This window comes from Cryobacterium shii (assembly GCF_004402595.1).
GTDB classification, from domain to species: domain Bacteria; phylum Actinomycetota; class Actinomycetes; order Actinomycetales; family Microbacteriaceae; genus Cryobacterium; species Cryobacterium shii.
This window is the reverse complement of sequence record NZ_SOFY01000068.1, coordinates 38,254-47,167: the sequence shown is the minus strand read 5'-3', so window position 1 is coordinate 47,167 and position 8,914 is coordinate 38,254. Positions and strand designations below refer to the sequence as shown.

At 69.5% G+C, this 8,914-nt stretch carries 10 protein-coding genes; 2 read left to right on the top strand and 8 right to left on the bottom strand.

The annotated features are described in order from the left end of the window. Window positions 1-77: 77 nt before the first annotated feature. From E3O49_RS12575 to E3O49_RS12550, 6 genes are all read right to left on the bottom strand, one after another. Window positions 78-899: an SseB family protein gene (locus E3O49_RS12575; RefSeq protein ID WP_134365998.1), complete on the bottom strand. Its 822-nt coding sequence runs from the start codon at window positions 897-899 to the stop codon at window positions 78-80. Continuing rightward, a complete protein-coding gene (gene priA / locus E3O49_RS12570) occupies window positions 883-1,629 on the bottom strand; it encodes a bifunctional 1-(5-phosphoribosyl)-5-((5-phosphoribosylamino)methylideneamino)imidazole-4-carboxamide isomerase/phosphoribosylanthranilate isomerase PriA (protein ID WP_134365997.1) in 747 nt (248 codons plus the stop codon). The genes E3O49_RS12575 and priA overlap by 17 nt, the downstream gene beginning before the upstream one ends. Before the next feature lie 100 nt (window positions 1,630-1,729). After that, entirely contained in the window at window positions 1,730-2,362 is a 633-nt protein-coding gene (gene hisH / locus E3O49_RS12565; RefSeq protein WP_134365996.1) for an imidazole glycerol phosphate synthase subunit HisH, read from the bottom strand. Then, on the bottom strand, window positions 2,359-2,982 hold the full coding sequence (gene hisB, locus E3O49_RS12560) for an imidazoleglycerol-phosphate dehydratase HisB (protein ID WP_134365995.1): 624 nt from the start codon (window positions 2,980-2,982) through the stop codon (window positions 2,359-2,361). The genes hisH and hisB overlap by 4 nt, the downstream gene beginning before the upstream one ends. A 27-nt stretch (window positions 2,983-3,009) precedes the next feature. Beyond that, window positions 3,010-4,089, bottom strand: a complete 1,080-nt coding sequence (locus E3O49_RS12555; protein WP_370261534.1) for a histidinol-phosphate transaminase — start codon at window positions 4,087-4,089, stop codon at window positions 3,010-3,012. 22 nt (window positions 4,090-4,111) lie between these two features. After that, complete coding sequence (locus E3O49_RS12550; RefSeq protein WP_134365993.1) at window positions 4,112-4,537, bottom strand: LysM peptidoglycan-binding domain-containing protein; 426 nt, start codon at window positions 4,535-4,537, stop codon at window positions 4,112-4,114. A 366-nt stretch (window positions 4,538-4,903) separates the two neighbouring features. On the opposite strand from E3O49_RS12550, the gene lexA reads away from it, so the two are divergent. Then, window positions 4,904-5,527 carry a transcriptional repressor LexA gene (gene lexA, locus E3O49_RS12545; RefSeq protein WP_241975788.1) on the top strand — a complete coding sequence of 208 codons (624 nt, stop codon included), beginning with the start codon at window positions 4,904-4,906 and terminating at the stop codon, window positions 5,525-5,527. Here lexA and E3O49_RS12540 read toward each other — a convergent pair. Together E3O49_RS12540 and hflX are read right to left on the bottom strand one after the other, a co-directional pair. Continuing rightward, complete coding sequence (locus E3O49_RS12540) at window positions 5,524-6,477, bottom strand: methylenetetrahydrofolate reductase (RefSeq protein ID WP_134404587.1); 954 nt, start codon at window positions 6,475-6,477, stop codon at window positions 5,524-5,526. The genes lexA and E3O49_RS12540 overlap by 4 nt on opposite strands. A gap of 208 nt (window positions 6,478-6,685) precedes the next feature. Further along, window positions 6,686-8,224, bottom strand: coding sequence for a GTPase HflX (gene hflX / locus E3O49_RS12535; RefSeq protein WP_134365990.1), 1,539 nt, complete (start codon window positions 8,222-8,224; stop codon window positions 6,686-6,688). Window positions 8,225-8,265: 41 nt separating this feature from the next. Between hflX and E3O49_RS12530 the strand changes: the two genes are divergently transcribed. Beyond that, window positions 8,266-8,889, top strand: coding sequence for a class I SAM-dependent methyltransferase (locus E3O49_RS12530; RefSeq protein ID WP_134451716.1), 624 nt, complete (start codon window positions 8,266-8,268; stop codon window positions 8,887-8,889). The last annotated feature ends 25 nt before the right edge of the window (window positions 8,890-8,914 follow it).

Here is an 8,914-nt window from a genome sequence, read left to right as displayed (position 1 = left end):
GCCGGCGGGCGAGCGAGCGGGCCGGCGGGCGGGCGAGCGGGCCGGCGAGCGGGCGGGCGGGCGAGCGAGCAGCCGAGCTACGCCGACGCGGCGAGCTGCACCTTGAGCGAATCCACCTGGGTTGCGATCACGTCACTGGCCGACCAGCGGGCGGCGAGCCGGGCGAGCGTGGCGTCGAGCTCGGCCTGAGTCAGCCCGTCGACCAGTTCGAGGCGCACGAGCAGCTCGGGTCCGGCCAGGCGACCGGTCGGGTCGCCCGCGGCCAGATGCACGCCGAGCACGCTCAGCTCCGTGCCGACCGAGGCGGTGAAGGCATCCGCGACCTCGCGGCTGGCGTAGCTGGGCGTCCACGGCTTCGACTGGGCGATGGCCCACAGCGCCGGCCGGCGCACGACGAACTCGGTGTCCGCGGTCGGGTCGAGCACGACGAGGTCGGTGTTCTCCTGCGCCGCGGCCAGGGCGACCCGGATGCCGTCGGACGGCACGGGTCGGGCATCCGCGTTCCAGGCCGCCATCGCGGCGGTCGAGGAGAACACGGGCAGCACCGTGCGGCCGTCGGGCCCCGCCACGGTGATGATCGAGAGTTCCTGCGTTTTGTCGATGAGCAGCCCGGCCGAAGTCGTGGCCGAGTCGCCGAGCCGGGTCACCAGGGGCACGAGCAGCCGCGAGTCACGGATGGCGTCGATCACCGCTTCCTCGCCGGCCTCCCGGTCGCGGAAAAGTCGCAGTGCCGCCAGCAGCGGAGCCGGGGCAAGGCCGTCGTCCTCGGCATGCTCGTTGGTCTCGAATTCCCGGCCGGCCCACGGCTGCCCGGCGGAGTCACCAGGCCCCCCGGGTCCGCCCGCTCCGCCAGGTCCGCCGGGCAGGCCGGTCGAGCCGAGGTTACGCGCCCGCGACATCCAGCGCCTCGCCCAGGGTAAACGCCCCCGCGTACAGGGCCTTGCCCACGATCGCGCCTTCGAGGCCGAGGGGCACGAGCTCGCGCAGCGCGCGGAGGTCGTCCAGGCTGGAGATGCCGCCGGAGGCGACGACCGGCTTGTCGGTGCGCTCCATCACCTGGCGGAGCAGGTCGATGTTGGGGCCCTGCAGGGTGCCGTCCTTGGTCACGTCGGTGACGACGTAGCGGGAGCAGCCGGCCTCCTCCAAGCGGGCCAGGACCTGCCAGAGGTCGCCGCCCTCCTTGGTCCAGCCGCGGGCCGCGAGGGTGGTGCCGCGCACGTCGAGGCCGACGGCGACGGCGTCGCCGTGACGGGCGATGACCTGCGCCGCCCACTCCGGGTTCTCCAGCGCCGCGGTGCCGAGGTTGATCCGGCTCACGCCCGCGTTCAGGGCCGCGTCCAGCGACGCGTCGTCGCGGATGCCGCCGGAGAGCTCGATCTTGACCCCGGTGACCTCACGGATGACGTCGCGGATCACCGCGGTGTTGGTGCCGCGGCCGAAGGCGGCGTCCAGGTCGACCAGGTGGATCCACTCTGCGCCCTGGCGAGCCCAGTCCAGGGCCGCGTCGACGGGGTCGCCGTAGTTGGTCTCGGTGCCGGCCTCACCCTGGGTCAGGCGCACGGCTTTGCCGTCGGCCACATCGACGGCCGGCAGCAGAACGAGACGCGGAGCGGGGGTGTTCGGAGTCATGGTGGTCCTCAGTTCGGGGGAATCGGTGCGGATGGTCGCGGGTTGGGGCCGGTCACGGCGGGGCGCTGACCGGATGAGACGGGGCAGCAGCGCCGGCCGGCTAGTCGTGCAGGGAGCCGAGCCAGTTCGAGAGCAGACGGATGCCCGCCTCCCCGGATTTCTCCGGGTGGAACTGGGTGGCCACGAGCGGTCCGTTCTCGACCGCGGCCAGGAACGGGCCCCCGTGCTCGGCCCAGGTCAGGCGCGGCTTCGGGAAGGGAGGCATGACCTCCAGGGTCCACTCCTGCGCGGCGTAGGAGTGCACGAAGTAGAAGCGCTCACCCTCGAGCCCCCGGAACAGGACGGAGTCCGGGTCGGGCGTGACGGTGTTCCAGCCCATGTGCGGCAGCACCGGCGCGCGCAGCTGGGTGACGGTGCCGGGCCACTCGCCCAGACCCTCGGTGTCGACGCCGCGTTCGACGCCGTGCTCGAACAAGACCTGCATGCCCACGCAGATGCCCAGGACCGGCCGGCTGCCGGCGATCCTGCGGTCGATGATCTCGTCGCCCCTGACCTCCCTGAGGGCGTCCATGACCGCGCTGAACGCGCCGACGCCGGGAACGACCAGCCCGTCGGCTTCGAGCGCCTGCTTGCGGTCGCGGGTCAGGGTGACGTCGGCCCCGGCCAGTTCGAGCGCCTTCACGGCGGAGTGCACATTGCCCGTGCCGTAGTCGAAGACGACGACGCTGGTCACAGCGCACCCTTGGTCGACGGGATGCCGGAGACGAGCGGGTCGAGTGCCTTGGCCTGCCGGAAGGCGCGGGCGAAGGCCTTGAACTCGGCCTCGGCGATGTGGTGCGGGTCGCGGCCGCCCTGCACGGTCACGTGCACGGTCAGGCCGGCGTTGAAGGCGATCGCCTCGAACACGTGACGCACCATCGACCCGGTGAAGTGGCCGCCGATCAGGTGGTACTCGAAGCCGTCCGGCTCTCCCGTGTGCACAAGGTAGGGGCGGCCGGAGATGTCGACGACCGCCTGCACGAGGGCCTCGTCGAGAGGCACGAGGGCGTCGCCGTAGCGGGAGATGCCGGATTTGTCACCGAGGGCCTGCTTGATGGCCTGGCCCAGCAGGATACCGACGTCCTCCACCGTGTGGTGCACGTCGATGTCGATGTCGCCGCGGGCGCGCACGGTGAGGTCGGTCAGGGAGTGCTTGGCGAACGCGGTGAGCAGATGGTCGTAGAACGGCACGGATGTCTGGATGTCGGATTCACCGGTGCCGTCGAGGTTGAGCGACAGGTCGATGCTGGACTCGCTCGTCTCACGCTGCAGGTGGGCGAAGCGGGGCGAGGTGGACGCTGAAGAGAAGCTCATGCCGTTTAGTTTATTGGCCCCGGGTGTTCACTGCCGTCCGAGGCCCTCGAGGGCCTCGAGGAAGGCCGTGGTCTCGGCCTCGGTGCCCGCCGTGACGCGGAGGTGACCGCTGATCCCGATGTCGCGCACGAGGATGCCCAGGGCCAGGAGCGCCTCGAAGGTCGCCCGCGGGTCCTCCACGCCGCCGAAGAGAACGAAGTTGCTCGAGCTGCGGAGGGGGGTGTAGCCGAGGCGGGCGAGTTCGCTGACGAGCCGGTCCCGCTGGCCACGGATGTCGTCGACCATGGCGAGCATCTCCGGCGTGTGCGCCAGGGCGGCCACCGCGGCCGCCTGGGTGAGCGCGGACAGGTGGTACGGCAGGCGAACCAGGCGCAGGGCATCCGTCACAGCCGGGTCGGCCGCGAGGTAGCCGACGCGGGCCCCGGCGAAGGCGAAGGCCTTGCTCATGGTGCGGGACACGAGCAGACGCTCGCGCCCGGGCAGCAGGCTCATCGCGCTGGGCGAGCCATCCGGACCGAACTCGGCGTAGGCCTCGTCGACCACGACGATTCCGTCGGTCGCGTTGTAGACGGCCTCGATCGTCTCCAGGGAGAGGGGGGTGCCGGTGGGGTTGTTCGGGGAGCACAGGAAGACGAGGTCCGGTGCCACCCGGTCGACCCATTCGACGGCCGTGGCCGGGGACAGTTCGAAGTCAGCGTCGCGACCGCCGGCGATCCAGCGGGTTCCGGTGCCGGAGGCGAGCAGGGAATACATCGAGTAGGTCGGCGCGAAGCCCAGAACGGAGCGGCCGGGGCCGCCGAACGCCTGCAGCACCTGCTGCAGCACCTCGTTGGAGCCGTTGGCCGCCCAGATGTTGTTCCGGGTCAACCCGTGCCCGAGGTAGCGGGCCAGGGAGTCCCGCAGTTCGGTGAACTCGCGGTCCGGGTACCGGTTGACCGTGCGGATGGCCACGGCGAGGGCCGCGGCGATGTCGTCGGCCACCGCGGCGGGGATGCCGTGCGTGTTCTCGTTCACGTTCAAGGCCACCGGAACATGAAGCTGGGGCGCCCCGTAGGGAGTGAGTCCGCGCAGATTGTCACGGAGGGGCAGGTCGTTGAGACTGGTCACTCCCCCCATATTACTGAAAAGGTCAGTACTCGTTCGGCAGGGCGAGACGCTGACCGGGCTGCACGCTGTCGGACGGCAGCTGATTGAGGCTGACGATCTCCGCGATCACCTCACGCGGGTCCGAGGTCGGGGCGACGGTCTCGGCCAGCTCCCACAGGGACTGCCCGGACTGGACGGTCACGTACTCGAAGGCCGTGGCGACACGACCGCCCACGTTCGAATTCTCGGCGACGGCGATGCCCCCGTTGAGGGCGACGGCCAGTGCCGTGGCGACGAGCGGAACCGAAACCAGCATGGTCAGGACGATGCGTCCGCGCCGGGTGATGCGCAGGGTGCTGCGCCCGGTGGCGACGCGCAGCCCCTGGGCGGCGCTCGCGTCGGGTGCGGTGCTCAGATCGAGTGCGCCGCTCAGACCGAGGGCAGAACTCATGGTGAATGCAGTGCTCATGTCGAACCTCCTGTGTTAAGTCGCATCCGGCTCTCGGCCGGGAGAGCCGGATGCGAACCTATGTTCCGAATGTATATTCGATTATTCGAACAATCAAGCCCTTTTGAAGAAATTCCTAAAAAAAACTTGCGACACACTCGAATGAATGTTTGTCTATCCGCGCGGAGGTGGATACAGTTTCGAGTGTCTGGTTGCAACACAATCAGGCACCCCCGACATTCGCTCGCGGCCCGGTGATCACCGCCTACCGGGGCCGCGCGCAGCCCGAGACGAGGAGCGACAATCGTGGCCCAAGACCCCAGCGGCCCCCGCGAAAAAAGCGGGACGAGACGGCGCAAGAGCCTGAGCGAGAAACAGCTCGCGATCATGGACGTCATTCAGCGCTCGGTCAGCCAGCGCGGCTACCCGCCGAGCATGCGCGAGATCGGCGACGCCGTCGGCCTGTCCTCGCTCTCAAGCGTCACGCACCAGCTCAACCAGCTCGAGCTGAGCGGGTACCTCCGCCGGGACCCCAATCGCCCCCGCGCCCTCGAGGTGCTGATCGAGATTCCGCAGTCGCCCGAGGATGCCTCGTCAAGCAGCACGGAAAGCTTCCACTCGGGCGCCCAGGTGGGCGACGCCGCGATGGTCCCCCTCGTCGGGCGCATCGCCGCCGGCATCCCGATCACCGCGGAACAGCAGATCGACGAGATCTTCCCGCTCCCCCGCCAGCTGGTGGGCAAGGGCGAGCTGTTCATGCTCAAGGTCGCGGGCGAATCCATGATCGACGCGGCCATCATGGACGGCGACTGGGTCGTGGTGCGTCAGCAGAAGACGGCGGAGAACGGCGAGATCGTCGCCGCCATGCTCGACAACGAAGCCACCGTCAAGGTCTTCCGCCAGCGCGATGGTCACACCTGGCTGCTCCCGCGGAACTCCAATTTCGAACCTATCGTCGGCGACCACGCCGAGATCCTCGGCAAGGTCGTCGCCGTCCTGCGCTCCGTCTAACCGAGGACGGGTTTGATCAGACCGGCCCCGGCCAGAACGGCGAGAACGGTGTCGGCCTGGTTGAAGGCATACAGGTGGAGGCCGGGGGCGCCGCCCGCGATCAGCTCACGGGCGAGGTCGGTGGCGTGACGGGTGCCGATCTCCCGCTGTCCCTCCCGGGTCGGCTCCACTTCGAGCTGGATGGCCAGCTCGGAGGGCAGCTCCTCGCCGGAGAGCTCGAGGATGCGGCGCAGCCGGGCCGGACTGGTGACCGGCATGATCCCGGGCAGGATGGGGAATTCGACCCCGGCCGTCCGGGCCCGCTGGATGAAGCTCAGATAGTGGTCGGCGTGGAAGAACAGCTGGGTGATGGCGAGGTTCGCCCCGGCGGCCTGCTTGGCCAGCAGGGTGTCGATGTCCTGCGAGGTGGACCGTGACCGCGGGTGACCATTCGGGAACGCGGCGACGGCGATACGCACCTTCTCCCGTTCGGTCTTCACCGCCCGGGCGCCCGGGATGCCGGGGATGACCGTCTCCCGATAGGGCACCCGCTCCGCCTGCACCCGGTGGATCAGCTGCACCAGTTCCGCCGCGCTGCCCAGGTCGCCGAGGAACGCCTCGCCCTCGCCGGCGCCCTCGGGCGGGTCCCCGCGCAGGGCGAGGAAGCTGCGCACGCCGGCATCCAGGAATTCGCGGATCAGCCGGCTCGCCTCCAGGCTGGACGAGCCCACGCAGGTGAGGTGGGCCATCGGATCGACCGTCGTGGTCTTCAGGATGTGGGTGAGCACCTCGAGCGAGGAGCTGCGGGAGGACCCGTTCGCCCCATAGGTCACCGAGATGAAGTCCGGCCCGGCCGAGGCCATGGTGGCGATGGTCGCGTGCAGGGCGGTTGCGGCGGCATCCGATCTCGGTGGATACAGCTCGAAAGAGAACGGGATCCTCCCGCAGTCGGGCTCCGAAGTGGTGGACATGTGTTCCTCATTCGACAGAAGCCAGTGCCAGGCACTGGGCTGGCCGGGCGGCCGCGGACCGCCGGGCGCGCCTGGCGGGTGTTCGCGGGCGGGCGCCGGGCTCGGCTGTCGCTCCATGCCACCGAGGACAGACCTCGGCGGCAACGATTGGAGACACTCTAACAACGCCGCGCGGGACGTCGCCAGTCGGTGACGGATTGTGACGCGGTCAGTCGGTGACGGCGGGCAGCACGACGAAATCCGCGAACTGCGGCTGGATCTCGGCCGTCACGAGGGCCGTGACCCGGGTGCCCGTCTCGGCGTACTCGGTCGCGAGCACCTGCCCCTGGTCGTGCAGCAGGGCGATCAGGTCGCCGTGCTCGTAGGGGATGAGCAGGTCCAGCCGGATGCCGGGTCGAGGAAGCAGGTCGGAGATCTCGGCGAGCAGTTCCTCGATGCCCTCGCCGCTCCGCGCCGACACGAAGATGCCCTGGGGCCAGAGGCCGCGCAGCACGAGCCGGTCGTCGTCGCTGATCAGGTCGCTCTTGTTGAAGACCACCACTTCGGGGATCTCCCGTGCGCCGACCTCGCCGATCACCTCGCGCACCGTCGACAGCTGGCTCGACGGGTCCGGGTGTGAACCGTCGACGACGTGCACGATGACGTCGGCGTCGGCGACCTCTTCGAGAGTGGACCGGAACGCCTCCACCAGCTGGTGGGGCAGGTTGCGCACGAAACCGACGGTGTCGGTCAGGGTGTACAGGCGCCCGTCGGCCGTCGTGGACTTGCGCACGGTGGCGTCCAGGGTGGCGAAGAGGGAGTTTTCGACGAGCACGCCCGCCCGGGTGATGCGGTTGAGCAGGCTCGACTTGCCGGCGTTCGTGTAGCCGACGATGGCAACGGATGGCACGGCGTTGCGCTTGCGGTTGGCCCGCTTGGCTTCGCGGGCGGGTTTCATCTCGAGGATCTGCTTGCGCAGCCGGGACATCCGGGTGTGGATGCGGCGGCGGTCGAGTTCGATCTTGGTCTCACCGGGGCCGCGCGAGCCCATGCCGGCGCCCGCGCCGCCGACCTGTCCACCGGCCTGGCGGGACATGGAGTCGCCCCAGCCGCGCAGGCGCGGCAGGAGGTATTCGAGCTGGGCCAGTTCGACCTGTGCCTTGCCCTCACGGCTCTTCGCGTGCTGGCTGAAAATGTCGAGGATCACGGCGGTGCGGTCGATGACCTTGACCTTGACGACGTCCTCGAGCGCGCGGCGCTGGCTGGGCGCGAGCTCGGTGTCGGCGATGACTGTGTCGGCGCCCATCGCCTTGACGATGCCGGCCACCTCTTCGGCCTTGCCCTTGCCGAGGTAGGTGCTGGCGTCCGGCTTGGACCGGCGCTGCATCAGGCCGTCGAGCACGGTCGCGCCGGCGGTTTCGGCCAGCGCAGCGAGTTCCCGCATCGAGTTCTCGGCGTCGGCGACGGTGCCGTGGGTGTACAGCCCGATCAGCACCACGTTCTCCAGCCGCAGCTGGCGGTATTCGACCTCGGTGACGTCCTCGAGCTCGGTGGAGAGGCTGGGCACCCGGCGCAGGGCGTTGCGGTCTTCCCGGTCGAGCTGCGCGCCGTCGTGGCCCTCACCGTCGTGCGACTCGGCGGATTCGGCCTGCAGGGCCTGCGCGCTGCCGCTGCGGAACAGTGAGTATCCGGCGGCTTTGCTGTCGGCGCTGGCGAGGACGCGTGCGACCACGTCGTCGGTGTCGCCTGGCAAGTTTGACTCAGTCATTGCTTTAACATTAGTTCCTCGAAGCAGGATAAGTTCCCTTTATGCCTTCCGACCACTATTTCACCCCGGCACCCGACAGCACCCTCAAACTCCGTCAGGTGAGCGTACAACTGGGAGGCCAGGAACGCGAGCTGACCACCGCCAATTCCGTCTTCAGCCCCGACCACATCGACACCGGCACCCAGGTTCTGCTGAACAACGCGCCCACCCCGCCGCCCGGGGGCGGCTTCCTCGACCTGGGCTGCGGCTGGGGCCCGATCAGCCTGCACCTGGCTCTCGCCTCGCCCCGCGCCACGATCTGGGCCGTCGACGTGAACGAACGCGCGCTCGACCTGGTGCGCCTGAACGCCGAGAAGCTGGGCCTCACCAACGTCACGGCGGTCCTGCCCGAGCAGGTTCCCGCCCACGTCAGTTTCCGCACCATCTGGTCCAACCCGCCGATCCGGGTCGGCAAGACCGAGCTGCACTCGATGCTGCGCACCTGGTTGCCGCGTTTGGAGCCGGACTCGGATGCCTGGCTGGTCGTGCAGCGCAACCTCGGCTCCGATTCCCTGCAGCGCTGGCTCGACGGCGACCTTCCTTCGGAATTCACCACGTCTCGCCGGGCCATCAGCAAGGGCTTCCGCGTGCTTCGGGTCCAGCGGCAGGCCGAGCAGCCCCGCTAGCGCGCCGCGCAGGTCAGTTCAGGCG

Coding starts and splice junctions, on each gene's coding strand:
- E3O49_RS12550 (WP_134365993.1), bottom strand. CDS start 4,537: ATGAGCACTGCATTCACCATGAGTTCTGCCCTCGGTCTGAGCGGCGCA.
- lexA (WP_241975788.1), top strand. CDS start 4,904: ATGGACGTCATTCAGCGCTCGGTCAGCCAGCGCGGCTACCCGCCGAGC.
- hisB (WP_134365995.1), bottom strand. CDS start 2,982: ATGAGCTTCTCTTCAGCGTCCACCTCGCCCCGCTTCGCCCACCTGCAG.
- E3O49_RS12540 (WP_134404587.1), bottom strand. CDS start 6,477: ATGTCCACCACTTCGGAGCCCGACTGCGGGAGGATCCCGTTCTCTTTC.
- priA (WP_134365997.1), bottom strand. CDS start 1,629: ATGACTCCGAACACCCCCGCTCCGCGTCTCGTTCTGCTGCCGGCCGTC.
- E3O49_RS12530 (WP_134451716.1), top strand. CDS start 8,266: ATGCCTTCCGACCACTATTTCACCCCGGCACCCGACAGCACCCTCAAA.
- hflX (WP_134365990.1), bottom strand. CDS start 8,224: ATGACTGAGTCAAACTTGCCAGGCGACACCGACGACGTGGTCGCACGC.
- E3O49_RS12575 (WP_134365998.1), bottom strand. CDS start 899: ATGTCGCGGGCGCGTAACCTCGGCTCGACCGGCCTGCCCGGCGGACCT.